This is a genomic window from Arthrobacter sp. 10L430 (assembly GCF_056395245.1).
Genome location: NZ_JBFTJD010000006.1, coordinates 79,273 through 105,305, shown reverse-complemented (window position 1 = coordinate 105,305; position 26,033 = coordinate 79,273). Strand labels below are relative to the sequence as shown.

Sequence of the window (26,033 nt, the reverse complement as noted above, 5' to 3'; positions counted from 1 at the left end):
TGGATTCAGGCCGACTGTTCGGTTTACAGATGGTCTTGCTGGTCTGGAGAAGCATCACCCGGAGGTGCTAGACCTTCTCCAGAATTCGGTCGGCGCTCAGGTACGCGAGAGCCTGCAAGGTCTGGGTGGGGTTGTAGCCGGACAACGTAGGGAACTGCCCGCCTCCAACCACGTAGAGACCCTTGCATTCATGGGACTCGCCGTAAATGTCCACGACGGAATCCGCGGGATTCTCTCCCATGCGGTGGGTGCCGACTTCATGGGTGGAAAGGTGATAAGCCGGCGGGTTGGGTTCGGACCAGAACTGGGTGGCGCCCATTTCGTCGGCGATGTTGCACTTTACTTTTTCGAAGTAGTTCAGCGCCGCAACGTCGTGCTGGGACCAGTCGTGGGTGATTCGAAGCGCGGGCTGACCGAACTTGTCTTTTACCACCGGGTCCAGGTCGCAGTAGTACCGTTTCGTCGGGAAACTCGGAATTTGGTTGTGGATGCCCATGAGTTTGCGGTAATTCTCGGAAAACCAGTCCTTGAATTCCCCGCCCCAGCGGCGCATGCCCGGTGGCAGGTTGTGTGCGGCCTCGATGGGCTGCAGGTCTCCGGGGATGCTCGTGAGGACGGATCCCCAGAGAACACCTTCGTCGTTCTCCGGCACACCGTCGCAATTGAGATCATCCACCACACTGGCGGCCACCAGGGGCGCCATGAACGGGTTGCTGAACTCCGGCAACACCAGTGTGCACCAGCCGAAGCTGTGGGTCATAAAGTTCTGACCCACCTGTCCGTTGGCGTTGATGCCGGAAGCGAGCAGCAGCCGGCTGTTTTCGAGGGCGTAGCAGGCGACAACCACCAGGTCCGATTCAACGTCGTGCACCACGCCATCAGCGTCGAAGTAGGAGACGCCGGTGATTCTGCGTCCTGTCGCGTCGCGGTTCAACCGGAAGACGCGGGAGGAGGAGCGGATTTCGAGGTTGCCGGTCTGGAGCGCCATCTCCACCGAGGTGATACGGCTGGACTGCTTGGCGTTGACGTGACACAGGAACCCATGGCAGAAGCCGCAGTATTCGCAGCCCTTCAGCGACTTGTAGTCCGTGGAGGCCACGGCCGCGGGCTGCTGGAATGGGCGGTAGCCAAGTCTTTCACAGGCGGCCCTGAAACGGTCGTCGGCCGGTGCCCGGCGCAAGGGCGGCATCGGGTACTCGCGCTGGCGGTCAGATTCGAATGGGCTGCCTGCCGGATTGTGTATTCCCTTGACGTTCCCGGCCTGGCCGGAGACGCCGAGTTCCCATTCGACCTTGTCGTAGTAGGGCTCCAGATCGCCGTAGCTCACCGGCCAGTCCACCATGGTGGAGTCGCCGTCCAGCGCCGCGGGCCCGAAGCGTTCCTCGATGAGTGACTTCATACGGAAGTCGGAGTCGCGGTGGCGCCAGGAGGCACCGCCCCAATGAAGCGTTCCGCCGCCGGGGCCGATCGACGGCGGCAGGTGCAGCGGTTCGCTGTTGCCGCGGACGCCGGCTGCCCACGGCAGAAGTTGGGCCTCGGTCGCTTCATTCGGCCGCCACGTCACCGGATCGGTGGACAGCTGGGGAACGAGGGAGCCCCGGGAGTAGTACTTGACCTCGTCATGCTTGAAGGTGAACTCCTCGTTGCTGTGCATCGGGCCCTTGTCCAGGGCAAGGACACGCACGCCGGCCTTGGTCAGCTGTTCAGCGATGATGCCGCCCGATGCGCCCAGGCCGACGACGATGGCCTCTGCTTTTTCAGGCATTCGCGCCCCTCAATTCGTTGCGTAGATCTTCCAGGGATTTGATGGGGATGATGGTTGAGTCGAACCCGGGCTTCATCTGTTCGGCGTTGTAGCCCCATTGCGCTCCGGGGAAGCCGACCAGCTGCCAGCCGAGTGTGTCGTGGTTTCCGCCGTACTTCGGGTCACAGAACATGCCTTGGATGGTGTGTTCCCAGACAAGGGCGAAGAAGGTCGCCAGCGGGTGGGGCACATCCGGGTGGGAAGAGGACTCAGCATTCTCAATCCGCTCCAGGAGGCTGTCCGCGGCGTCGCCGGACAATTCGGCGAACGGGGACCCGTACAGGTCGTTACTGAAGGCATTGAGTGCCTGGACGCCTTCTCGGTAGCACAGGCGCAAGGCTTCGTCCTCGTCCGCAGCGGTCCGATCGATGAAGACAATCACGCGCGCATCGCGGGCACCCGCCCTGCCGTCGTCGTTCGGGAAGATACGTTCGCAGACGGCCTCGATTGTCTCGGCCTCTGCCTGCGTGAGGAACTGCCACTGGGTCACGGTTGTATCGCTACTTGGCGGCATCGATCTTCTCCTTTTCCTTTCCTTCGGACGGGAGGTCGGAACCCTTCCCGGTATAGCGCTTCTGGAACACGAGCTTTCGTATCGCACCAGGGAGCTTGTTTCCCACCCCGCTGGTGAACAGCACTGCGAGGAGGATGACTGCACCTTTGACGATCAGCTGCGGCTGGGCCTGGATTCCAAGCAGATCCATGATGTTGAGAATCACGGCGATGATCAGGCCGCCGAGCACCGCGCTGATGGGGTCTCCCGTGCCACCGAACAGTGACGCGCCGCCTACCACTACGGCCGCGATAGCGTTCAGCTCGTATCCTTCGCCGATAATTGCGCTGCCTTCCGTCAACTGGGCGGCGATCATGACGCCGCCGAGCCCTGCCAGCAGAGACGAACAGAAGTAGGCACCCACGATGTCCCGCTTGATCGGAAGACCCGAAAGCCGTGCAGCGTCGGGGTTCCCGCCGATCGCGAAAAGGCGACGTCCGTAGCGCGTCTGTGACATGGTCACGGCCAAGACGATCATGACAATCATGGCGATGACGACAGGGGCAGGCAGCGGCCCCAAATCTGCGGTAAAAGCGGAAAGGAAACCCTGATCATCGATGGCCACCTGGCGCCCGGTCTGCAGGATGTACGCCACTCCACGGGCAATGCTCATCATCGCGAGTGTCACGATGAACGGGGTAATTCCTCCATAAACGATCATCAGACCGTTGAAGACGCCCACGAAGCCAGCGACCAGCAGCGCCAGCAGCAGCGCCAATGGCCAAGAGACGCCTGCCTGCAGGGCAAGCCCCACAGTGACGGAGGATAGTGCGGCTACGGCCCCGACGGAAAGATCAATGCCGCCGGTGACGATGACCAGATACTGGCCGACGGCAAGCACGGAGACAACCGATGCCGTAATGAGCACGGCTATCAGGTTCCGGGACGTCATGAAATAGGGAGAAAGAACGCTCCCCACCGCCAGCACAAGGGCTCCGACCACGAAGAGATATCCCTTGGAGCCAAGCGAGTTGGTGAATGTCCGGAGGGCATTGACGGCAGCGGACAGACCGGAGGTCTGGGGCTGAGGCGGGGTGACTGGACTGGTATTGAGGGCCACGAGTTACAACTCCATTGTTAGAACTGGTTCTTGGGTGATCAGTTGAATCGATTGAGGACGGCGGCTTCGCCGTGTTCGTCGATCTCGGCACGGTCCACGGACCCGGAGATCCGGCCACGGCTGAGGATCAGCACGCGGTCGCACATGAGCGCTTCATCGATTTCTGAGGTGATCACGATGACGCTGCCGCCGTCTTCCACGAACTGACGGATAAGCTCATAGATTTCGAGCTTTGCACCCACGTCCACGCCTCTTGTGGGTTCCACGATGATCAGCGTCTTGACGCCGCTGACCAGCCACTTGGCGAGGGCAACCTTTTGCTGATTGCCGCCGCTGAGGTTGCCGACGGGTTGCCCTACGGACGCCACTTTTATGGCCAGCGCGTCCCGCATGCGGAGGGCGGCCCTGTGTTCGCTGCCCCGGTTTAGGAAGAACCCGGGCGAAAACTTCGCAAGTGAGGCCATGGTGATGTTCTCGGTCACGGACATCGTCAGCGCCAGGCCTTGGGTCTTGCGTTCCTCCGGCAACAGCCCGAGGCCGAGCCTGATCGATTCTGCGGGATCCGCTGTGTGCCGCTTCCGGCCGTTAATCTCGAAACTCTGCTGGGTCGATTTCTCGGCCCCGAACAGGGCCGCCGCCAGCTGGCTTTGACCGTTCCCGGACAGGCCGGCGACGCCCAGCACCTCCCCGCGATGGAGCGTCAAGTCGATGCCATGCAGGTCATGGCCATCCCGGAGCCCCCGGACGGCCAGGGCCACCTCTCCGGTGGCTCGGCCCACCCCCAGCCGGGGCGTCTCGCTGGAACCCAGTTGCAGTTTCGCCGACTGTTCCGTGCTCACTCCGCCCAGCATTGCTTGCAGGATCAGGTCATGGCGGCTCGCGTCGGCCTCATGGACCGCCACCCGCCTGCCATCACGAAACACGGAGATTTTGTCGCAGATCTCATACATTTCGTCGAAATGATGCGAGATGTAGATGATGGCGATGCCAAGTTTCTTCAGCTGGTTGAGGAGGTCAAACAGCTGGCGGACGTCGTGCCGGGGCAATGTAGCGGTCGGTTCATCCAGAATCAGCACCCGGGCGTCGCCGCTGACAGCCTTGGCGATTTCCACTGCCTGCCGGTGCGCGATCGGCAGGGAACCGACGGAGGCCCGGACGTCGAGATCGAACCCGAGGCGGAGCAACTGTTCGCGTGCCTGCGACCGGACCGCCCGCCAGTCGACAGTTCCAAGCACCGTCCGGGGCAGCTCGCCGACGTAGATGTTCTCGGCTACGGACAGGTGTGGCATCAGGCTCAATTCCTGATGCACCGTCATGATCCGCGCCCGCTGGGCCGCATGTGGATTGTCGAAACTGACCGGAACCCCGTCAAGGAGGACTGTTCCGGAGTCAGGCTTTTCCACTCCGGACAGAATCCTTACCAGCGTGGACTTCCCGGCACCGTTCTGCCCGGCAATGCCGTGGATTTCTCCAGGCATGATGTGCAGATCGATATTACTCAGGGCCTGGGTGCCGGGGTAGGCCTTGGACACCCCGGCCACTGCGATCAGTGACCGTGAGGCAATCTCAGCGGGCGCAGTCATGATTTCTCCTGCTTATTCTTCGCCGGCGAAGGCGAGGCTGTCGGTGACGTACTTGGACGCGTCCTGTGGTGTGACAGCGAGAGCGGGGAGCACACGCGTGGCAGGTGAGCCGCTGCACTTGCCGGTCGGTTTGCCGGCCACGGCGGCGATCGCCTCATCCACGGCGTAACCCGCCTGCAAGGCCGGCTGGTTCAAGCCGTCGGCCACGACAGGTGAAGACGGGTTAGTGGACATGCTCTTGATCACGTCCATTCCGCCGTCAAATCCGGCGATGACGACCTTGGTGTTGCCTTGCTGGTCCATCAGCCCGGAGCCCTTGAGTGCTTCGGTAACGGCGGGCATGACGACGTCCGTCTGGTTGAACACGACGTCGATATCCGGGTTGCCGGCGAGGACGTTCCGCATGGCGGCCAGCGTCTTGTCCGGCAGCGCTTCGCCGTAGTTGTTAGGGATCCGCTTGGTCTTCACACCCGGGTGCTGGGCCATGTACTTCTCCCAGCCGGCCATGAAGCCCTTCTCCCGGCTCTCCGTTACGAGTTCCTGAGGGAACAACGCCTGGATGTACAGGTTGATGGTGGAGTTTTCGCCCTTCTTCGCCACGGCTGCGGCGGCTGCCTTCTCGCCCACGAGCGCTGCGGTAGCCTCGCCGTCGTCGTGAACGTTGCAGGCGACCTGCTTGGCGAGCTCTTCGGAGACCCTGTCGTTGACGACAACGACGGGGATGCCGGCAGCCTTTGCAGCTTCAATGCCGCTGGCTACGTTTCGGTCACCAACGGGTTCGATGATGATCGCCTTGGCTCCCTTGTTGATGAAGGTGCGCATCTGCTGGATCTGGGTCTGCGCGCTTCCTTGCGCATCGACCGCCTCCATGGTGTAACCCTTGGCTTTGCCTGACTTCACGGCGCCGTCGGACATGGTACTTAGCCAGGAGTTTCCGGCGATGAAGCGCATCGAGATGCCGATCAGGCCTTTTTCGTTGGAGGACGGGGTGGCGGCTGGGGCCGACCCGCTGCATCCCGTCGCGACAATCATTGTTGCGGCAGCCAGGGAGGAGATGAGAGCGAAGCGCGTAGAGCGTTTTGTAAGCATGATGCTCCTAAAATGGGTAGGGTGTAGCCACAAATTGGTGGGGTGCAAGCCCGATGACGGACGTAAGACCACCGCCGTGGCGTAGAGATTGTTGGCCGGCAGGGACTAGCGGGGGCATTCTTCCGGCTGATACCAGTCAGTGCATGGTTCCTTGAGGGCTCGGGTACGGTCGAGATCGTCGCTGATTTCCACATTTATCGAGACGCCCTGGCCCTGATAAAGAGTGCCCTCGTGCTGAACGGCGGCAGCCGCCCACGCCATGCCCTGACGCAGGGCTTGGCTTCCACTTCCACCGCCGGCCAGGAAGCCGGCAAGCAACGCGTCGCCGGCGCCGACGGCGCTGACGACGCTATCAACTCGAGCACGACCGTAGTAGCAGCCGGAATCGTCGAGGAGGATTGCTCCGTCGGATCCCAAGCTGGCCAGGACTGCCCGTGCACCTCGTTGCCGGAGTTCTGCAGCGGCGTCGACGACGTCACCGAGATTCTCCAGCGCCCTGCCGGTGAGCTCAGCGAGCTCGCTGGCGTTGGGTTTGATGAGGTCCGGCCCGTACTGCAGCACTTTCCGCAGGGCCTCGCCCGAGGTATCGACAGCGACGCGTGCGTTCCGCACCTGTGTGCCGACTACCAGGTCCGTGTATATGGACTCGACTTCGCCGACGGGCAGTGTCCCGCAGGCGACCATCCAGTCGCCTTCGCCGACGCCGTTCAGTGCCGCGCTGACCAGAGATGCCGCTTCCGCCCGGTCGAGCGTGGGGCCGAGCTCATTGATCTTCGTCACGGTCGCGTCGGGCTCCACGAGGCTGACGTTGCTGCGGATCTCGTCCGCGATCGGTACGGCAAGGAAGGGCACACCCATGGCGGCCAGCATCGAAGTGATCTGTGTGCCGGCGAAGCCGCCTGCGGGTAGAACCGCCAGGACGTCGATCTCGTGGGCGTGCAATGCAACCGCCACATTCACGCCTTTGCCGCTCGGCTCGCTGTAGGCCCGCAGGCTGCGTACAACCTCTCCACGGGGCAGCGCTTCAACGCGCATGGTCCGGTCCAAACTGGGGTTCGGTGAAACGGTCACAATCATGCCAGCTGCACCTCGACTCCCGCCGCTCTCAGGGCCTTAAGTTCACGGCTGTCCGCGCCTTTGTCGGTAATCATGAGGTCGATATCGGCCAGATCAGCGTGCTTGCAGTTACTTACGCAGCCAAACTTGCTGTGGTCAGTCAGTAGGATTCTCTTGCGCGCGCTGGAAAGCATGATCCTCTTGACGGCTGCCTCTGCAGGGTCCGGAGTGGTCAACCCGCGATCCACGGACACTGCGTTTGCTCCTAGGAAAGCCACGTCAACATTGATCTCACCGAGTGATCTGGCGGCCCAGTGGTCCACTTGGGCCGCCGTCAGCGGCCTTATCCGGCCACCAAAGGTGTAGACGGTCAGCAGAGGCCGGTCAAGCAGGGAGGCCGCGATGGTGAGCGTATTCGTATAAACCGTCATCTCCCGGTCGCGGGGGAATAGATCCGCCAGACGCGCAGTGGTCGAACCTGCGTCGATCAGCACTGACCCGCCCGTGGGAAGGTGTTCCAGGGCCGCCTTGGCGATCCGGGTCTTTTCTTCGGCAAAGCCAGTGCGTCTGGCAACCGCGGGTTCATAGGTCAGGCGACCGACCGGCACCGCACCCCCATGTACGCGCCGCAACAGGCCAGACTGTTCCAGGAACACCAGATCTTTTCGGACCGTTTCATTGGTTACAGCGAGGTCCTCGGCGATTCCTGTTGCGTCGACCCGTCCCTCTGTACGGAGCATGGTTAGGATGAATTCGCGGCGTTGTTCCGGATAGAGCAGCCGCTGGTCTTGACGGGAAGCGTCTTCGATTTCGGTCATGAGGGCACCCTGTCTTTTGAGGTGTTGTCCGGCCCGGCGGGGGAGCCCTGCTGCGGGAAAGCCGCAACGGGAGCTTGGGCCGGCGCCGGAAAGTCATGAATGTCTCCAAAGAGGCCCGCAGCCATTCCGCCAAACAGGGCCGCTCCGCGGGCTCCGGTCTCCTGGACCGAGGAGAGCCGCACCTTACCGAAGGCGCGCTCCTTGGCCTCGAGGAGTGCCGTACTGCGGGACCATCCACCAGTCACCACCATGGAGGCATGCGGACCGACCACGGCGTTCATCGAGGAGTGGACTTCGTCCGCCTGGGCTGTGACCGCGTCCACGGCGGCCATCCATACCCGGGCCGGGGTCACGTGGCCCGATATCCCTTCGAGAGTTAGCGCCGCGGGATCTTTGCCTCTGAGTCGAAGGGCGCCAGTGCGGGTGCCTGCTGCTTCCCCGTCCAGACGGCGGATGTCACGGGTGGACTGCCCGAGCATGGACAGGGTGGTCTGCAGGATCACGCCGGCTTGCGTGCCGCCCAGCATCGTCCACTTGTCCGCAATAGCCGACCAGCCAACGGTGATGCCCGCCCGGGTCAGTTTAAGGACAGCGCCCGGCTCCAGACCGGGATCAATCGTTCGAACGAGGGCTTCTGCGGTGCCGCAGGAGTCCAGTACGTCTCTTGTTCCGCCGGCACCTGCGCCGACAACCGCGGCCTGATGGTCATGACCTGCGACCGTGAGCGCGGCTCCTGTTAGACGGCTCAAGCCCGCCTTGGCCGCAACGGTGCCGATATTGGTGCCGGCCGTGACCAGCTCCGGCAGGAGGGATACGTTGAGGCCCGACCACTCCAGGGCTTCGCTCCACCAGTCTCGGGTCGCCAAGTCAAGCCAGCCCGTGCGGGATGCCAAAGATTGTTCTGTGACCGCTTCGCCGCCGAGTGAAAAAGCTATCCATTCGGCGATATTCAACCGGCGCACGGCGCGGCCGGCGGCGGGGACATGGTCCAGCAACCACCGGTGTTTCGTCAGCGACCATTGGGCCCGCAAGGGCAGACCCGTCCGCCTTGCGAAATCGTCCTCCGTGACATGGTTCCTCAGGTCCGCCAGCTCCTGGCCGTCCCGGGTGTCATGCCACGCGATTATGGGAGTGAGTGGCCGGCTTTGGGCATCAATGAGGACACCCGACTCGCCCATGCTGGTAATGCCGAGCGCGACAATCCGGCCGGAGGGCGCATCCTTCAGGGCTAGTGACAGAGCCGCCTTTGCTGATTCCAACAAATCGCAAGCGGCGACCTGCACGCCGGACGGCGAGGTGTCCCACGGCGTTCGGGCACGGCCCTGAGCCAGGACCTTCCCGTTTTCACTGACAACTACTGCCTTGCTTGATGTAGTTCCGACATCCAGACCGACTGTTAGCACCATCGCTTTGTCACCTCCTTGGCTCCCATTGCTTATTGCGTTCTATTGGATATTATTGTGTTTGCTTGGAGTGTTGTCAAGGTCACATCCGAAAGTCCTGTGATCGCAGCCGCCTACAAAGCTTTCGTCCCGGGTTTCGGGAAATTAACTGAGGAGAATTGCATGCCTGTGGTCCACACCGGAGAGTTGTTGCGGGAGGCGATGGCCGGCGGGGTCGGGCTGGCTGCCTTCAACGTCATCAATCTTGAACATGGCGAGGCGATCGTTGAAGCCGCCGAAGAACTCGGGCTTCCTGCCGTGCTGCAGGTGAGCGAAAACTGCGTCAAGTTCCACCGGGGCCAGGTCAGGCCGCTGCTGGCCGGTCTAGCCGCCATGGCGGAAGCGTCGGATGCCCGCGTTTCCTTGCACCTGGACCATATCGAAGAGTTTCAGTTTCTGGAGCAGGCAGTGGGGACGGGGGTCTCCTCCGCCATGTTTGATGCATCGAAGCTCGCCATCGCGGAAAACATTGCCGCTACCCGGAGAGCGGTTTCCTTTGCCCGAACCCAGGGCTGGCATCTTGAAGCCGAGCTTGGCGAGGTGGGGGGGAAAGACGGTGCGCACGCCCCTGGCGTCCGAACCGATCCGGCGGAAGCGGCGGCCTTCATCGAGTCCACCGGCGTCGACTCTCTTGCTGTTGCCGTGGGGAGCTCACATGCGATGACCGCCCAGACAGCGCTTCTTGACCATGACCTGATCGGACGGATCCGCGCCGTCGTCGACGTGCCCCTCGTATTGCACGGATCTTCTGGCGTTCCGAGCACAGAACTAGCGTTTGCCATTGAGGCCGGCATGACCAAGATCAACATCGGGACCATGCTGAACATCGCCTTTACGGAGGCCGTCCGGGAGGCTCTCCGCGCCCAGGACCTGGTGGATCCCCGCAAGTACCTGGCACCAGCGCGGACCCGGACCGCCCGGGTCGTACGTGAAGCGTTGAAAGCTATTTCTTCACCTAGGACAGGACAATCATGAACGAGACCGTCAACCGGCCGCTGTTGGGCAAAACCGCTTTCATTACGGGAGGCAGCGGCGGCATCGGTGCCGCCGTCGCGGACGCCCTGTCCCAATCCGGAGCGGCTGTATGCATCGTGTCCAGATCCGGCTCGGGTTCCCGGCTTCCCAACAGTTTGACGGTTGCGGCCGATGTCAGGGATAGGGAGGCGATGAAGGGCGCCGCCACGCGGGCGGCCGAGCATTTTGGAGGTATCGACATCGTCGTCGCCAACGCCGGGGTCGGCTCCTGGGGACCTTTCATCGACACCCCCGACAGTGACATTCAGGAGATGACCGAGGTGAATGTGACGGGCCTCTTCCACACCGTGGAAGCCACTCTTCCCTATCTGAAGGAAAGAGGCGCAGGGGACATCATCACTGTGGCGTCCGAAGCTGGCCGCCGGGGGCTGCCCGATGAAGCCGCATACGTTGCCACCAAGTTCGCCCAAGTCGGATTCACGCGATCGCTGGATCACGAGCTTAGGGGCAGCAGCATCCGCTGCACGAATATCTGTCCCGGAGGTGTCGCTAGCAATTTCGGGATGGGACGCGGCCTGCGCCGGCCGGGCATGCCGGAACTGGAAGACATGATGACTCCTGCCGATGTCGCCGAGGTTGTGCTCTTTGCTCTCTCCCGCCCGCGGCACATGCGGATACTTGAGGTTGCCTTCCGGCATATGTCCGAACAATCGTGGGGCTAGAAAGCCAATATGCCGACAAGGCTTAGGAATTGCAGTGGAGAAGACCAGCCAGGAAGAAATCGTGAAGACAGCCCAAAATGTGAGCATCGGCGCCACCGGGGCGCAGTACGAAATATCGGCGGCCAACTACACCGCCGTCGTAACCGAACAACTAGCTACCGTCAGACAGCTCCGCTTCCGTGCCCGCGACCTCATTGCGGGGTTCATGGCAGACGAGCCGGTTCCCGACTACCGCGGCGCGTTGGTGGCCCCCTGGCCAAACCGCATCGCGGATGGACGCTATACATATAAAGGGCAGGAGCTTCGGGTGCCCGTAAACGAACCAGAACGTGACGCCGCCCTACATGGCCTGGTCTGTGAACGGCCGTGGACCCTGGTTTCATCGGAGCCATCCGGCGTCCGGTTGCGGCACCAAATCAGGCCAAGCGCAGGCTACCCGTTTTCGGTGTTGCTGGACGTCACCTATCGGCTGGACAATGGCGGCTTCCACACAAAAGTGTCAGCTACCAATACGGGCGATCACACCGCACCTTACGGGATCTGTCCGCACCCCTACCTGGTGGCCGGGAAATCACCACTCAATTCCTGGAGCCTCGAGCTGCCGGCCGACACATTCCTGGAGGTCACCCCCGACCGGCTTCTGCCGCTGGGCAGGCGCCGGGCTGCTGACGGGCCTTTTGACTTCCGCGAGGCACGGACATTGGGCGGCGTCGAAATCGATCATCCATTCACCGACCTCGTCCGGGATCCGCAGGGGAATGCAACGGTTCGGCTCACGGATCCCGGTGGATCCGGCGTCGGAATCCGCTGGGATCGGTCTTGCGACTGGGTCCAGGTCCACACCGCCGACCACGTGGTCGCTGAGCGCCACCGGCTCGGACTTGCCGTCGAACCGATGAGCTGCCCGCCCGATGCGTTCAACTCCGGCGAAGACGTCGTTCACCTCCTGCCCGGGGCGAGGCACATCGCAAGCTGGACCATTTTCGCCATCTAACGGCGGGTGACAACTGAACAGGGGCCAACTGCATACCCATAGGAGGGCCGCGCGGGTGGGGATCATGGCGCGGCGTTCCTGCCGAAACATGGCCACGGCACCCTTTGCGGACCTAAAGTGTCACGTCCGGCGGTGAACCAGCCAAGGTTGTCTTAACCTGGCTTCTCATTAGGGCACTTTTCGTGACACGGTTGGGTACATTACTGACGCCACACTTGAAGGAGGCCGCATGACCCCAGCCGCAGACCCGGCCACCACACGTCTCGAGACCCGTGTCCCTTTTCCCGACCAAAGGCGGGAACTCATCCTGACGACGCTCCGGACGGAAGGGCGTGCCGATGCCACAGCTATTGCCCTGGAGCTGGGAGTCACGAACGAAACCGTCCGCAAGGATCTGGTGGCCCTTGAGCAGCTCGGGCTCATCAAGCGGGTCCACGGCGGAGCAGTACCCGTCGGACGGCTCACCTACGAGCCCCCCGTTGCCTCCAGGACTGCCTTCACAGAGGAAAAGACCCGAATAGCCGCCGCAGCACTCCGTCACCTCCCTGCCGACGGGTCGGTGCTCATCGATGCAGGGTCAACTACCGCACGGTTCGCTGACTTGTTTCCCCGGGACAGGCCGATGAGCGTCTACACCAACACGCTCTCGATCGCCATGACGCTGATGGACTCGCCTCTCCTCACGGTATACACGCTCGGGGGCCGGGTCCGCCCGGTTACTTCAGCGGAAGTGGATGACTGGGCCGCCCGCGCCCTGTCCGACATCAACGTGGACGTCGCCTTCCTGGGAGCCAGCGCCGTTTCACTCGACCGAGGACTCACCACGCCCGACGCCGCCGAAGCCGCAGTGAAGCGGCTGATGTGTGCCAGCGCCCGCCGCCGGATCCTCTTGGCAGACCACAGTAAATTTGGACGGGTCAGCAATTGGAAACACGCAGGGTTGGCCGACATCGACCTTGTCCTAACGGATGATGGCATAGAGCCACAGATGCTCGAGTCGTTACGGTCAGCTGGCGTGGAAGTGGAAACGGTCTGAAATTACTCACCGAAGGCCGCCGCGCACCTCATTTCTCAAGGCCAAACCAAGCTCGCTCGTGGCGAGGAATCCGCCCGGACAGCTGCCACAGAACTGCTGGGCATAGAGCCTGAGATACTCGAAGCTCTGCCGTCAGTTGGGCTCGAAGTGGAAACGGTCTGACACAATATCGGTGGTCGCCCGGCGACTCGACTGGGTAGCAGGTGGGTGGAGGTCACTCACTGCTTCCGGCCCTGCCCGGCCCCGAGACTGCTCGACTTCGATGCCGCGGGCGGTGGTCACTCCGTTTTGGATGCAAAACGCCGAAAAAGACCATTCGGCACCCGGAGTGCCGACCGCCCAGGCCGGAAACCGTCCTTCGAGAACGGATCCGTTCGAGTTCACGGTGGCAACGTCATGGGCAAACTGAAGGTTCTCTGTAAGGTCGAAAGTGAAGATTCCGGCCGGCGAAGCGTCTGAATACTCGATGCAGCAGTGTCGGATCCCCCCGCCATCGCCTTTCACCTCAAGCCCCACGATGAAGGACCCGGAACACGGGATGTCTCCCTGACAATGAACTAGAAGCTGACATTCGTCATCGAACCAAGTCAGCACCGCTAGCACAGGGATCGGAAGTGGCATGCGGACATGCGGCGCCATTCGTTCTCCTTAATTTGAATTACTTCACGTCAATAACGGCGAGAAAAGTCTGCGCGAAGGACTCTGATCCTAGGGGCGGCTCCTGCATTGTCCCCTTCGCCCACATCTCGCTCCGAAGAGGAAAACGCATGAAACCAAGAACCACCCCTCCGCCACGACCAACCCATCAGCGAAGGACACTATGCACCAGGTACCGGTCCTGGTCGTCCGGCAGCGAGCTCATGGAGGTCGTTTGGGGAGTTCAAGCTCCGGCCGGCCCCTTGACGTTCAAGAATCCGGACGGGCGTAAGGGGTTGGTAACCACGGCCGGTGTGGCCGCCGCGCTGTAAGTGGCCATCTCCACCGCTACGTCTACTGACGGCGGCGCGGCGGCCGTTCCCCGGGAGTCGTCAAATAGTTTTTGTCACCTTCTTGAGTCCCGGGGGGCGGTCTGGGTCCAGTCCTCGGCGCAGGGCCAGGCACAGCGCCAGTTGCTGCAGGGGGATGATTTCCATCAGGGGCAGGAGCGCGGGATCGAGGCCGGAGGCACCGGCAGCCGGAATTTCAAGGCCGTCCTCATCATCACTTCCGTGTGGCCCGATGATGATGGTTCGGCCGCCAAGGGCGCGGGCCGCCTGTGCAAATGCGTGAACGGATTCGCGCCCTCCGGGGCTGGCTGTGAGAGCAATGACGGGTGTGCCCGGCTCCACTTGTCCGAGGGGCCCGTGGGTCGCGTCGGCGGCGCTCCAGCCCGAGGCTGCCATGGAGTTGGTCTCCATCAGCTTCAGCGCTCCTTCCTTTGCCGTCGACATTGAGTAGCCACGGCCGACCACCAGGACCCTGTCAGCGTCCTGGAGGGTCTCTGCAAGCCGTTTCCCCCACGACGCGGCCCGGTCGATTACCCGGTTCGCGGCTTCGATGGCTGCGTTCGCCCGTGTTTTGATCTCGCTCCAGGAACCGCCTGCGGCGAGTGTCAGTACGACATACAGGGCGAGCAGTTCGGCCGTGTAGGTCTTGGTGGCTGCCACTGAAAGCTCAGGTCCTGCCGTGAGGTTGACATGCACATCACCCAAAGCTGCAAGCGTGCTCGATTCGTTGTTGGTTACGGCAATAACGGGGACTCCGGCCCGCTTTGCGGCGCTAACGGTGTCGAGGAGGTCCGGTGACTCGCCGGACTGCGACACGGCCAGCATGATCGACCTCGGATACCGCAGTTCCGTGCCGAACGCCGTGACCGTGCTCGGCGTCGATAGCGAGGCGGGTATGCCGAGGAGGTTGTGGGCCAGATACTGGCCGTACATGGCGGCATGATCGCTGGACCCGCGGGCCGCGAAGACTAATAGCTCCGGGTTGATGGTGCGGAACAGTTCCGCAGCTTCCAGGAGGCGGGGCTGTTGTTGGCTGATGAGATCCTGCCAGCGTGCTGGCTGTTCGGCGATCTCGGCCCGCATGTGGTCCCCTGGCAAGGGGTGCCCTTCAGCGGTCATGAGCTCAGTCCAGTAATCATGGCCACGACCTCGTTGTGGGATGTTTCGGCCAGCCTCTTGGTGCCAACCTGGGTCCCTCGGCGGAGTACCGAGACGCGGTCCGCGATGCGGAACACCTGGTCCATGTTGTGGCTGACGATGAGCACGGCGGCGCCCCTGGAGCGGAGTTTGAGGATGACTTCCTCAACCTTGGCCGTCTCGGCGACGCCAAGCGCCGCGGTGGGTTCGTCCATGAGCACGAGGCTGCTGGCCCAGTGCGTGGCGCGGCAGATCGCGACGCCCTGGCGCTGCCCGCCGGACAGATCGCTCAGGGTGGCCTTGGCGGAGGGGATCCGCACGTCCAGGGTGTCCACGAGCTCCTGCGTCTGCGTGGCCATGGCCTTCCTGTCCAGGATGCCCAACGGCCCCTTGGTCAGTTCCCGGCCGAGGAACATGTTCATGTAGACGGGCTGGTCCTCGACGAGGGCGAGGTCCTGGTAGACGACCTCGACGCCTTTGGTCCGTGCGTCGGAGGCGTCCCGGAAGCTGACCTGTTCGCCGTTCAGCCAGATTTCACCGTCGCTGGGCTGGTAGAGCCCGGAGATGATCTTGACCAGGGTTGATTTGCCGGCGCCGTTGTCGCCGACAAGGGCCACGATCTCGCCGGCCTTTACTTCCAGGTCAAAGTGCTTGATGGCTACGACGCCGCCGAAGTTTTTGTGGATGCCCTTGAGCCGGAGGGGCGGAGCGGACGCGGATTCAGGGGTGGCAGCCTCGGCTGCCGAAGGTGAGAGTGTCATGATGTGTCCTATCTGTCTTCGGTGTCAGGATTGGGCCAGGGCGAGCGGTGCGGAGCCGTCGGATGCCCAGATGCCCTCGACCCGGGGGGTGCCTGTGGAGATGCCGGAGATGGCCGCGGTCAGTGCCCGGGTGACAAACACCTGCGGACGGAACCCGAAGATCACCGTGTCGCCTTCTGCGACGGGACTTGCGTGGTCCAACGGGATGGTGGCGTAGTAGTCGATCGCGTGTGGCGCAGGCATTTCCACCGGAAGCGCAGGCGCGGCCGAGACGTCCGAGGCGCCGGGAACGACGATCGCGCGCGTGGTGCCTTCACCAAGGACCGGGTCGACGTAGAATCCTCCGCCGAAGACGTAGGCCCTGTCATTCCACAGGTGCGAGACTTCGGTGACGTACGCGATGGCAGGCTCTTCGGCCAGATCCGCTACGGCGTGCAGGGGGGTGGTTCCCGTTAGCCCGTGGCCTGGCTCCACCTGGGTGGCTCCGTCGCGGGCCAGCCCCTCCAGCACCGAAATTGACGTGGTTCCGGGCGCGTTCACCGCGAATCCGGTCCGTCCGCTGGCTTCGAGGAGCGCCGCTGCACGGGCGAGGGTGCGTCTGTTCGGGGTAGCCTCTGCCGTCCCTGTTGCCGGGTTGAACAGGGTGGCGGGGAACGTGGTGATGCCGGCGAAGCGCACGCCGGGGATGGCGTCGACGGTGTCGGCCGCCTGCACGATTCCTTCCAAGGGGAAGCCGCCCTCGTGCCCGGTGTAGAAGCGGTCATCGGGGGCGACCACGCGGAGGAGGACATCCTGGACGCGGCCGCGCCTTAGTGCGGCGGCACCTGCCTCCCGGGCCTTGGTCTCGCTGAAGACCGTCCAGTACAACGGTTCCAGCGACGCGGCCAGATCGGCCTCGTGCCGGGGTATCTGAACGAGATGGCCAAGGTGCCCCACGCGGAGGCCTCCCGAAGCCGCTGCCACCGCGCACTGCAGGTCGACGCCGACGGCGTGGGTGATGCCTGAGCGCACGAGTGTCTTGGAGACGTCGGGGTTGCGGCCTATCTGCTTGGTCATGGCGAACGGCGTCAGTCCGAGACGCGCCGCTTCCGCGGCGAATGCGACAGCATTGCGTTCGACGGCGTCAAGGTCAATTGCGTAGCAGTTGACGGGCAGGTCGCCGGCTGTGTGCAGCTGGGAAATTGCCGAGAGGAAACGGGGGTTTCGTCGTCGAAGCAGGTCGAGGAACATGAGGATCCTTTCTCTAGCTTTTCTTGCCGCGGAGGGAGAAGGAGACCGCAACGAGGATGATCAGGCCGCGGACGATCATCTGCTGGGAGACGTTGAGCCCGGCGAGGATGAGTCCGTTGTTGATCATGCTCATCAGGAGGCTGCCGATCAGGGCACCGATGACCGTCCCCTTGCCGCCAAACAGGCTGGTGCCGCCGACGATGGCAGCCGCGATGACTGTCATCAGGTCGGTTTCACCCAGGGTGTAGCGGGCGCCGTGCAGGCGGCCGGCGTACAGGAGACCGGCGAGGGCCGCGGCCATGGCGCTACCGACGAAGACCATCAGCCGGATACGGTTGACCTTGATGCCGCTCACCCGGGCTGCCGACGCGCTGTTACCCACGGCCAGAACGTGGGCGCCATACCGGCGCTGCCGTAGCAGGTGCCAGCCGACGAGGACCGCCAAGACCGTCCACCACAGCATGATCGGCAACCCGAGAAGATCACCGCCGCCGAAGAGCCAGACGAAGGCGCGGTCGGTCACCGGTACCGATTGGAGGTCTGTTAGCTGTCGGGCGAGGCCGGCGATCAGGCCCATCGTGGCCAGAGTCACCAGGAAAGAGGGAAGACGGACCATCGTGATGAAGAAGCCGTTGACGAGCCCGACAATGATGCCCACCCCCAGCCCGGCCAGAGCGCCGATCCAAAACTGCCCGGTTCCTTGAAGGACGACGCCGGTTGTCAACGCAGACAGTGCTACGGTCGAGCCGATGGAGAGGTCGATTTCGCCTGTACTCAGCACGAAGACCATGCCGACCGCCATGATCGTGATCGGTGCTGCCTGGATCACGATGTTGAGCAGGTTAGTCGCGTTGAGGAAGTACGCCGTCTGTGTCACTGCAAAGAACAGGAACACGAGCGCGAATCCGATGTAGACGACGTAGTTGCTCCAGTTCATCTCCTTGACGTGGGTGAGGAAATTTGGTTTCGCTAGAGTTGTGGTGCTCACAGTGTGTGTCCTTTCTGAGCAGGGCCGGTCAGTGCGGAGACGGTCTCGGTAGGGCTGGGCAGTCCGGTTTTGGCGGCCGCGAGTGCGAGCCGGACCGCGCCGGCTACTGGTGCACGGTGGCCGAGTTCGCTGATGCGGATATCGAGTGAAGACACTCCGTGGCGGGTCAGCCAGGTGTGGAGGTGGGGCAAGAGCTCCTTCCTGCTGCCGATGCCGCCGCCGATCACGAAAACTTCCGGGTTGAGGACCGCGTTGACTGCGACGAGGGCCGCGGCGAGCCATCGTGCCTCATCGTCGATGGCGGCCAGCGCGTGTGTGTCACCGTCCTGTGCCTTCGCAAAGATCTCCCGGGTGGAGATCCTGTACCCTGTAGCCATCTCGTACCGGCGTGCCAGTGCGTCGCCTGCTACCGCTTCCTCCAACGGGCCACGCACCTGGTTTTCCGCGGTCAGTGGGTCCGTTCCGAAGGGAAGGTAGCCGATTTCCCCTGCCGCCCCACTGGCACCGCGTATGAGCCGGCCGTCCGCCACGATGCCCATGCCGATCCCGGTGCCGACGGAGACGAAGACGAAGTCAGAGTGGCCGAGTCCGAGGCCGTAGTGCAATTCTCCGAGAGCGGCGACATTGACGTCATTTTCGATGATCACGGGATGCCCGAGCCTCTGCATGAGGTCCTGCGCAAAAGGCACGTCCCGCAGTCCCGAGAGGTTGGGAGCCTGGTCGAAGTTCTCCCCGGAGCTGTCTGGAACTCCAGCACCACCGATGCCGGTCGCCGCGACCTGATCGGTGCCTGCGCCGACGACTGCGCACAACTCACTGACGAGGCCGACAATCTGTTCAATAATGTTGACTCCTCCGGCGTTGGTGGGCACCTTCCGGTCAGCCAGGATGGTCCCGGTTTCGCTGGCAATTCCGGCCCGGATCTTTGTTCCTCCGAGATCAACGCCCACCACGTAGGTCGCATCTTTGACGGCATGATTTGAGCCGGTCCTCATGGTGCCTCCTGCGTCAGGAGCCGGAGTGGATTGTCCCGCAGCATCAGATCGGCATGGGCCTGTGACAGGCCCAGTTCGGCTGCCATCGGGATGAAGGCCGCGCCAAGGTAGTTGTAACCCCACTCTCCGTGGGTTCTGGGGTTGAGGTAGACCTCGGCGCCGGTGAGATCCTGGGAGAGCAGAATTTGCCCTGCGTAGCCCCGGTGGGCCAGGTCGGCCAGGTGTGCTGCCCTGCTCGCGTCGGAGCGGTAGTAGGCCCTTTTGGAGTACTCGCCTTCGGCCGGCTGGGCGGGGCCGGGCTCCAGGACGAAGTCCCAGAATTCCTTGCCGATGGTGTCGAAGGCAATGTTGACTCCGGTGTCCAGGACCTTGAGCAGGTACTCGAGATCGGGCTGGATGTCCATGTGCCCGATGACTACACGGCTGAGGTCGGCCCCCTCCTCGTTCAGTATCTGGATCTGCTCAAGGGCCATTGTCCCGTGTGTAGTGTGCGTCACCAGGGACACTCCTGTGGCTTGGTGCGCACGCGCGGCAGCACGAAGACACTTCTCTTCGTGGGCTGTGATTTCGTTCAGGCCCGTGGCCTGTTCACCCAGGATGCCGGCTTTGATCGACGTGGAACCGATCCCCGTGGAGACGTCCAGGGTGAACCGCTCCGTCATCTGCTCGAGGGACGCCTCGGCGGTCCAGGCCGGGCTGTAAGGCTCCAGGTAGACGGAGCTTCCCGCCACGATGTGCACCCTGGACTGCTCCGAGACGCGCTGCAGGATGTTCAGGTTTTCGCCCAGCGCCGAGCGGCCGACGACGCTGTAGGGGCTGAGGTCCACAACCGTGTCGAAGCCCAAGTCCTTGAGCCCGCTAAGGGCGCCGACGGCTTGGCGCACCTGGTCGTCTGCATAGGCGGGGTCGGTTGGCGAAACCACCAGCCGGTGCGGATCAGCGAGCGTCTCCGGACGTCCACCTGACAGCCATGGTCCGGGAACCAGGGATGTGAGGTGTTCGTGGTGGAGGATTTTTCCAAGTCTGGCCGGGTCGACCGGACCGAGTACGGTCTGCACAAATTGTGCCATGGGAGGTTCCTTTATAGAGGTGCCCGTAGGTTGGGCCTTAGTGATGAGGGCATGTGGCGCGTCATTGGCCAACGGGGTCTACAACTTTTCTGATTCCGGCCCAGCGCTTTTCCGCCGGGCCCGGGATCAGTGCCGGGTCACTTCCCCGTGACGCTCGACGGCGGTTCGGTGCCGTAATCGTCCTTCCAGCCCTGGGCCAGGTTGTCCTTGGTGATCCCCGTCGGAGTCGCAGCCACGAGCGCGGGCGCCTGCTTATTCAGCACGCCGTAGGCGGAGGCGGTGGCCAGTCCCTTGCCAATAGAGATGGAGCTGTTGCCCACGAGGCCGGCCGCGTTGCCGTCGCGCGCCATGTCGGCTGCAAGGGTGGCGTCGAGGTCGTTGGTCACTACCTTGACATCGGATCGGCCGGCGTCGCGAAGGGCGGCGAGCACACCTTGGGCGGCAGTTGCCCACGGGACGTAGATGCCCTTCAGGTCCGGGTGGCGCGCTATCATCGCCGCGGCGATCTCCTGGGTCTTTGATTCGTCAGTGAAGCCCTCCTCGGCGACGATCTTCTCGTTGGGGTAGAGGTAGGACGTCCAAGCCTTGAAAGCCTTGTCGCGCTGGTTGGTGAACCAGAAGTCGGCATCGTGGTACATGTAGCCGATGTCGCCTTGGCCGCCGAGTGCGTCTCCGAGGATTGTGGCGTTCAGCTTGCCGGCTTCAGTAAGCGATTCCGTCACGATGGACACGAACTGCTGCCCTGCCTTGTAGTGCGCGGGGGGCGTGGTCATGATGACGAGCTTGATCCCCTTCTCGACTGCCGGCTTGAATGTCGCTTCCGCCGAAACCGGGTCCACTGCGATGGTGACGATGATGTCAGGGTTCAATGCCAGCACTGTCTGAAGGTTGTTGGCCTGGGTGGCAGCGTCGAAGCCGGCCTGCGTGCTCGCAACGACTTTGATCCCCAGGTCCTTGAACTGCTCACGGGCGCCCTTTTCAACTGCGGAAACAAACTCCGAGGACGTGTGCCAAACGAACGCGGCCGTGTAATTGCCGCTGTTGACTTTGGCCTTTTCGTCTGCGGTCAGCACGAGGTCAGCGAGCTTGCCTGGCTTTTCGCCGTTGGGGCCAACGAATGCGAGGCTGGGCTCAGTTGCCTGTGTGGCCGGAGCTCCGGCCCCGGGTGCTGCCCCGGGGCCGGAGCAGCCGGTTAGTGAGAGTGCCAGCGCCATTGCGCCGGCGACGAGCCACCGCATCTGGCGCCGTCCTGTGAGTGTGAGTGTTTCCATCGGGTCCTTGACCTTCCTTGAGCTGCTTGTCAGGGGACGATGCCATGGCACCCAGTCGCTGGAGTCCGGACCTCTGGACGGAGTCGCCCTTGACGTGTTCATCCATTTTGATTTCAGAGTGCAATCAAAGTCAAGAGCTGTGGCGGAAAAATGTTTGGAAGTTGTGCTTGGAGTGGTGGAAACGGAGTGATCTCGGGTATCTTTTACTTCATGCTGATTCCAAAACTACGAGGATCTCGATGGTTCAAAGCACGAGAATGATGAATCGTGGCACCGTGCTGGCCGAGGTCTTCCGGCTGGCCCCAGCGAGCAGAAAACAGATCGCTGAAGCCACCGGCATTTCCACGGCAACTGTCACGCGGGCCGTCGACTCCCTGATTGAAGAAGGACTTCTGGTCGAAGGCTCGGAAATCGTGTCCGAAAACAGGGGCCGCCGAGCCGTGCTTCTGGACGTCGTCGCGGGCCGGTCGTACGTCCTCGGCATAGACCTAGGTGCCTCGAACACCCGCATCATTGTTGCCGATCTTCTGGCCAACCCGATCCTGGCGCTTGACGTGCCCACCCCCTCGGCCCTGAACGCCCCGGATCTCGCAGAATGGTTGGCGGCGGAGGTGCGCTCGGCTGCTGGCAGTAACTGGCGGCTCGTAGGCGCCGTCTGCCTGGGTCTCCCAGGAGCGGTCAGCCGCATCGACAGATCTGTCTCCAACGCCCACCACCTGACGCAGGTGGAAGACCGCCGCTTTCTGCAAAGGTTTGAGGCAGCGGTCCAGAAGGTCGTCATGATAGACAATGACGCAAACCTGGCCCTCCTCGGCGAGCAAAGATTCGGGGCCGCACGGACATCGCCGACCGCTGCGATGCTGACCCTCGGAACAGGGCTCGGTGCAGGGATCGCCATCGATGGGAAGGTTCTCCAGGGAGATAGGGGCCTTGTAGGAGAATTTGGCCAACTCCCAGTGGGTCCGCTGGGTACAAAACTCGAACACATGCTTACGGGGCCGGGAATACTGCGGAGGGCTGCTGAAGCAGGTGTTGCGCTGCTGAGTCCCGCGGAACTTTTCGTTGAGAAGGACAAGGGCGGGATTGAAACCCTGCGTGCACACTTCGATCATGCTCTCCTGATTGCATTGACGGCCATAACGGTCTCTTGCGAGCCGAACATCATTGTGCTCGGGGGAGGCATCGCCAAATCACTGACGTCGAGCCTTGGCCGATATGAGAGCGCCCTTGAACACAACCTGCGGATGTCCCCGAGGCTGCTGCCCGCAGCCCTTGGTGACTTTTCCGGCGCTGTGGGGGCCGTGGTAGCGGGCCTTCATGCTGTCTACGCGGACCTCGGAATGCAGCAGGAGTCACTGGCAGACCTGCCTGTATCGCAAACGCTGACGCCGGAAACTATTAGGCGGGTCCAAGGAGGCCATTCCACCTCCAACCCGTTCCAAATTCTGAATCAATGATTCACAGGTTTACGTTTTGCCTAAAGCCGGCATCACGCAGGGGGAGCGGGGATTACTTGACGGAAGATCTTGTGGCCAGCGACAGCCGTGCTCAATAACGCCGATAACCGATCTTTCGTCAACCTGAGAGCGATCAACGACCCCAAAGGCTCCTTAGTTAGAGGAGCTCTGGATAAGTCGTGCCGGTGGCGGCTGTGATCTTCGCAGCAATCTCGGCTCGCACGTCCTCGTAGGCGTCGATGACTGTCTGCCACCGCTCCACCGTTGCCTGGTCCGCTTCGATTGCTATTGCGGCCGGGTAAGATTCCTGTTTCTCGACCATCCTAAAGACTGGATACTCTTCATCCACATTGACGAAAATCGTCGGGTTTGTTGCCATAGTTGCTCCTTCGCTACGTTCCATTGGTGCTCAATCCGCCATGAGTTTTATTCGTCCGGGAAGGAGTCGATGTACTCCGTCAGAAACTCCTTAACGCTCTGCCCCCGCTTGGCGGCAAGGATCTTGAGCTTGACGCGTTTGCTCCTGGAAACCTCAAAGTTCACCCGCTGCATTTCTTCCGCGGGCACCTCATTCTCGACGCGTTCCGCCAGCTTCGCCTCGACGGCTCGGGACTGATTTCGAAGCGCGGAAGACGTCTCGGGACTTGTACTCATTTACTCATCGTTCCACAACTCGCAGACTTACACCCGCATTTTAGGTCAATCAATCGCCGAACCATCGGCAGATTCAAGTTCGACGCTTGGAAGACGTCTAAGTTCCGGCCGCAAAGGCAGTCACTGCAGCACGCCCGCCCGCCCACGGAGACATGAGCCAGGTTCCTTAACGCGGAGGTTCTCGCAGCTACTTCTACTTATGTAGTTTCAACGCCGATAGGGGAGATTCCGTCAACCGGGGCGGGGGAGTGGATTGGCCATGGAAGTTTGGGCCTCAGCCAGAAGGCTGAGTTCCGAAGCGTGGACGGTGGATTGTCGCTTCGGTATTGCCGTGGACAGCTTGTTTGCTCATGCCACGGCGCAATGCGGGGACCTCCCAGGCCAGACCGTCCTGTAGGCCGTGCGGCAGGCCCGACCGAGCCCGCCGGCGCTCTCAGGTGCATCTGGGCTTGGTGTCTCAAAGAGCAGACCGACAGTCCAAGCGAGGCGCCACGTGCCATTTCATCCAAATTGTCAGGCGACGACGGTGATCCAGTCTTCGTCGATGGCGGCGGTTAGAGGCATGAGAGGGCGGCGCGCCGGCCCGGTGATGACGCTGCCGTCTGAACCGCGGAAAGTGGAGCCGTGACAGGGACATTCGAAGTTCGTACCGGCAGGCGCCACGGGGCAGCCGGCGTGCGTGCACGTTGCGTCATAGGCCACGACCTTGCGGTCTTCAGGTCTGAAGACAACGACGGTCCTTCCATTGGCTTTCCCGGTGGCGGTGTCACCTACGTTGATCTCGCTGAGCTTCCCGATCCGGAAAGGACGACCGGGTGGCGCTGAAGCGCCGGGAGCCAGCGGGACGGCGGTGCCACCCGAGGGTGAAACGGAGCAGGCGCACAGCCCCAGCGCGCCGCCGACCGTGGTGGCAGCCGTACCCAGCAACAGGGAGCGTCGAGGCAGGGGCTTTCCGGAATTCATGGAGCTATCGTGCCAGCTCAGCCTGAAAGTATGCTGCGCTCCCCGAAAACACCGCAGGCCCCCGACATGCGCCGGACCACGGGGGGCGGAACTCCGACTACCTCAACGACTGGTTCGTAACCTCCAACGACTCCTCCGTATCGGCCCACGTGCACTGGTCACGGAAGCCCGAAGCCGCTGCTTTTTCAACAATTTTGAGTGACGATAATGGACCTTCCGTCAAGCTATCGACGCTTCGGCCGGGGCTTAACGGCGGCGCCGGTAGGGGAGTCGTTCACCCTAGCTTGGCGCAGGTACTGGTAGACGGTCTCCCTGCTGATGCCGTAGTCACGGGCAAGGAGTGCCTTCGGAACACCATGCCGGCGCGCTGGACAAGTTCGGCCGCCCGGTCTGGCGTGAGGGTCTTTTTCCGCCCTTTGTAGATGCCGCGCTGCTTGGCCAGTGCGATGCCTTCCCTCTGGCGTTCCCTGATGAGGGAGCGTTCGAATTCCGCGAAGGCGCCCATGACGGAGAGCATGAGGTTGGCCATGGGGGAGTCCTCGCCGGTGAAGACCAGGCCCTCTTTGACAAAATCCACCCGCACGCCTTTGCGGGTAAGACCCTGGACGAGGGCACGTAAGTCATCGAGGTTGCGGGCGAGCCGGTCCATGCTGTGCACAACCACGGTGTCTCCGTCGCGGGCGAACCCTAGCAGTTCCGTCAGTTCTGGCCGGGTGGTGTCCCTGCCGGAGGCCCTGTCCGTGAAGACCCGGTCCAGGACCTGGCCTTCGAGTTGGCGTTTCTCGTTCTGGTCCAGCGTGCTCACGCGCACCTACCCGATCCGCTGTCCAGTCACCGGCGCCTCCCGCCCTCGTCCTGTCAGGTTGAGTTCTAGGCCCCTCCAGAAAGAAAGTCAAGAGATGCGGGGCCCGTTTGTCAGGCTGGGGTGTAGTCCAACTTGGCGCCCAAAGTGGAGACAGTAGACATTCTCGCCGTAGCGGGCAGCGGAAGAGGCAATCACGGTGAGGTGATAGGGCTCCTCGACCACTCGCGTCATCCGTTTTCGTGATCCTGGGTTCTTGCCGAAAGACGGGCCAGATCGCTCACGACAGCTTGGATGGCTTCCCTACGAATCCCTTGCCCACCCTTTGGTGCCTTTCGGCACCTATGTTCCTCTTCGTCCCTCCCATTTCCTCCTGACGGGCGATATTGTTTTAGCTCGTCGCTTCCGTCCGGGGAGAACGGGTCATAAAAGATGACGGCTGTGTGCTGCCTAACGAAGGTTAGGTCATGAAGGAGGTAAGTTGCTTCCTCGATGGCGGGATTGGAGGGCTGACGTGAGAAGACGTTCGGGTACATCACGCCGAGGACGACCACTTTATAGTCAAAGATGGGGGAGTGGAGACTTCG

At 62.5% G+C, this 26,033-nt stretch carries 24 protein-coding genes and 1 pseudogene; 5 read left to right on the top strand and 20 right to left on the bottom strand.

The annotated features are described in order from the left end of the window. Positions 1-67: 67 nt before the first annotated feature. The 8 genes from AC1DDG_RS08900 to AC1DDG_RS08865 form a co-directional block, all read right to left on the bottom strand. Positions 68-1,765, bottom strand: a complete 1,698-nt coding sequence (locus AC1DDG_RS08900) for a GMC family oxidoreductase (RefSeq protein WP_476875776.1) — start codon at positions 1,763-1,765, stop codon at positions 68-70. Continuing rightward, on the bottom strand, positions 1,758-2,294 hold the full coding sequence (locus AC1DDG_RS08895; RefSeq protein WP_476875775.1) for a gluconate 2-dehydrogenase subunit 3 family protein: 537 nt from the start codon (positions 2,292-2,294) through the stop codon (positions 1,758-1,760). The genes AC1DDG_RS08900 and AC1DDG_RS08895 overlap by 8 nt, the downstream gene beginning before the upstream one ends. Before the next feature lie 10 nt (positions 2,295-2,304). Further along, complete coding sequence (locus tag AC1DDG_RS08890; protein WP_476875774.1) at positions 2,305-3,417, bottom strand: ABC transporter permease; 1,113 nt, start codon at positions 3,415-3,417, stop codon at positions 2,305-2,307. Positions 3,418-3,455: 38 nt separating this feature from the next. Next, positions 3,456-5,000, bottom strand: coding sequence for a sugar ABC transporter ATP-binding protein (locus tag AC1DDG_RS08885; RefSeq protein ID WP_476875773.1), 1,545 nt, complete (start codon positions 4,998-5,000; stop codon positions 3,456-3,458). A gap of 12 nt (positions 5,001-5,012) precedes the next feature. Further along, positions 5,013-6,089 carry a sugar ABC transporter substrate-binding protein gene (locus tag AC1DDG_RS08880; protein WP_476875772.1) on the bottom strand — a complete coding sequence of 359 codons (1,077 nt, stop codon included), beginning with the start codon at positions 6,087-6,089 and terminating at the stop codon, positions 5,013-5,015. A 105-nt stretch (positions 6,090-6,194) separates the two neighbouring features. Beyond that, a complete protein-coding gene (locus tag AC1DDG_RS08875; protein ID WP_476875771.1) occupies positions 6,195-7,166 on the bottom strand; it encodes a 1-phosphofructokinase family hexose kinase in 972 nt (323 codons plus the stop codon). Then, on the bottom strand, positions 7,163-7,963 hold the full coding sequence (locus tag AC1DDG_RS08870; protein ID WP_476875770.1) for a DeoR/GlpR family DNA-binding transcription regulator: 801 nt from the start codon (positions 7,961-7,963) through the stop codon (positions 7,163-7,165). Before AC1DDG_RS08870 ends, AC1DDG_RS08875 begins: the two co-directional genes overlap by 4 nt. Continuing rightward, positions 7,960-9,369 carry an FGGY-family carbohydrate kinase gene (locus AC1DDG_RS08865; protein ID WP_476875769.1) on the bottom strand — a complete coding sequence of 470 codons (1,410 nt, stop codon included), beginning with the start codon at positions 9,367-9,369 and terminating at the stop codon, positions 7,960-7,962. The genes AC1DDG_RS08870 and AC1DDG_RS08865 overlap by 4 nt, the downstream gene beginning before the upstream one ends. Before the next feature lie 15 nt (positions 9,370-9,384). On the opposite strand from AC1DDG_RS08865, the gene AC1DDG_RS08860 reads away from it, so the two are divergent. The 4 genes from AC1DDG_RS08860 (at position 9,385) to AC1DDG_RS08845 (ending at position 13,132) form a co-directional block, all read left to right on the top strand. Then, positions 9,385-10,380 (top strand): class II fructose-bisphosphate aldolase, encoded by a 996-nt coding sequence (locus tag AC1DDG_RS08860; RefSeq protein ID WP_476875768.1) that lies wholly within the window; start codon positions 9,385-9,387, stop codon positions 10,378-10,380. Next, positions 10,377-11,102 (top strand): SDR family oxidoreductase, encoded by a 726-nt coding sequence (locus tag AC1DDG_RS08855; RefSeq protein ID WP_476875767.1) that lies wholly within the window; start codon positions 10,377-10,379, stop codon positions 11,100-11,102. Before AC1DDG_RS08860 ends, AC1DDG_RS08855 begins: the two co-directional genes overlap by 4 nt. A 34-nt stretch (positions 11,103-11,136) precedes the next feature. Beyond that, positions 11,137-12,096: an aldose 1-epimerase family protein gene (locus AC1DDG_RS08850; protein WP_476875766.1), complete on the top strand. Its 960-nt coding sequence runs from the start codon at positions 11,137-11,139 to the stop codon at positions 12,094-12,096. A gap of 229 nt (positions 12,097-12,325) precedes the next feature. Beyond that, entirely contained in the window at positions 12,326-13,132 is an 807-nt protein-coding gene (locus AC1DDG_RS08845) for a DeoR/GlpR family DNA-binding transcription regulator (protein WP_476875765.1), read from the top strand. 132 nt (positions 13,133-13,264) lie between these two features. Here the strand turns inward: AC1DDG_RS08845 and AC1DDG_RS08840 are convergent, their stop codons facing one another. The 8 genes from AC1DDG_RS08840 to AC1DDG_RS08805 form a co-directional block, all read right to left on the bottom strand. Further along, positions 13,265-13,771 carry a hypothetical protein gene (locus AC1DDG_RS08840; protein WP_476875764.1) on the bottom strand — a complete coding sequence of 169 codons (507 nt, stop codon included), beginning with the start codon at positions 13,769-13,771 and terminating at the stop codon, positions 13,265-13,267. Positions 13,772-14,160: 389 nt separating this feature from the next. Then, on the bottom strand, positions 14,161-15,237 hold the full coding sequence (locus AC1DDG_RS08835; protein WP_476875763.1) for an SIS domain-containing protein: 1,077 nt from the start codon (positions 15,235-15,237) through the stop codon (positions 14,161-14,163). Then, positions 15,234-16,016, bottom strand: coding sequence for an ATP-binding cassette domain-containing protein (locus AC1DDG_RS08830; protein ID WP_476875762.1), 783 nt, complete (start codon positions 16,014-16,016; stop codon positions 15,234-15,236). Before AC1DDG_RS08830 ends, AC1DDG_RS08835 begins: the two co-directional genes overlap by 4 nt. A gap of 24 nt (positions 16,017-16,040) precedes the next feature. Beyond that, positions 16,041-17,246, bottom strand: a complete 1,206-nt coding sequence (locus tag AC1DDG_RS08825) for an alanine racemase (protein WP_476875761.1) — start codon at positions 17,244-17,246, stop codon at positions 16,041-16,043. 13 nt (positions 17,247-17,259) lie between these two features. Beyond that, positions 17,260-18,234 (bottom strand): ABC transporter permease, encoded by a 975-nt coding sequence (locus AC1DDG_RS08820; RefSeq protein WP_476875760.1) that lies wholly within the window; start codon positions 18,232-18,234, stop codon positions 17,260-17,262. Continuing rightward, positions 18,231-19,229 (bottom strand): ROK family protein, encoded by a 999-nt coding sequence (locus tag AC1DDG_RS08815; protein ID WP_476875759.1) that lies wholly within the window; start codon positions 19,227-19,229, stop codon positions 18,231-18,233. The genes AC1DDG_RS08820 and AC1DDG_RS08815 overlap by 4 nt, the downstream gene beginning before the upstream one ends. After that, positions 19,226-20,299, bottom strand: coding sequence for a phosphotriesterase family protein (locus AC1DDG_RS08810; RefSeq protein ID WP_476875758.1), 1,074 nt, complete (start codon positions 20,297-20,299; stop codon positions 19,226-19,228). The genes AC1DDG_RS08815 and AC1DDG_RS08810 overlap by 4 nt, the downstream gene beginning before the upstream one ends. A 137-nt stretch (positions 20,300-20,436) precedes the next feature. Then, positions 20,437-21,570 (bottom strand): substrate-binding domain-containing protein, encoded by a 1,134-nt coding sequence (locus AC1DDG_RS08805; protein WP_476875757.1) that lies wholly within the window; start codon positions 21,568-21,570, stop codon positions 20,437-20,439. Positions 21,571-21,659: 89 nt separating this feature from the next. On the opposite strand from AC1DDG_RS08805, the gene AC1DDG_RS08800 reads away from it, so the two are divergent. Beyond that, positions 21,660-23,027 (top strand): ROK family transcriptional regulator, encoded by a 1,368-nt coding sequence (locus AC1DDG_RS08800; RefSeq protein WP_476875756.1) that lies wholly within the window; start codon positions 21,660-21,662, stop codon positions 23,025-23,027. A 157-nt stretch (positions 23,028-23,184) separates the two neighbouring features. On the opposite strand, the gene AC1DDG_RS08795 is transcribed toward AC1DDG_RS08800, so the two are convergent. From AC1DDG_RS08795 to AC1DDG_RS08780, 4 genes and pseudogenes are all read right to left on the bottom strand, one after another. Next, positions 23,185-23,406, bottom strand: coding sequence for a hypothetical protein (locus tag AC1DDG_RS08795; protein ID WP_476875755.1), 222 nt, complete (start codon positions 23,404-23,406; stop codon positions 23,185-23,187). Positions 23,407-23,453: 47 nt separating this feature from the next. Next, positions 23,454-23,681, bottom strand: coding sequence for a hypothetical protein (locus AC1DDG_RS08790; RefSeq protein ID WP_476875754.1), 228 nt, complete (start codon positions 23,679-23,681; stop codon positions 23,454-23,456). Positions 23,682-24,194: 513 nt separating this feature from the next. After that, complete coding sequence (locus tag AC1DDG_RS08785) at positions 24,195-24,644, bottom strand: Rieske (2Fe-2S) protein (protein ID WP_476875753.1); 450 nt, start codon at positions 24,642-24,644, stop codon at positions 24,195-24,197. A 224-nt stretch (positions 24,645-24,868) separates the two neighbouring features. Next, positions 24,869-25,455: pseudogene (locus AC1DDG_RS08780) on the bottom strand (recombinase family protein). Positions 25,456-26,033 lie beyond the last annotated feature (578 nt).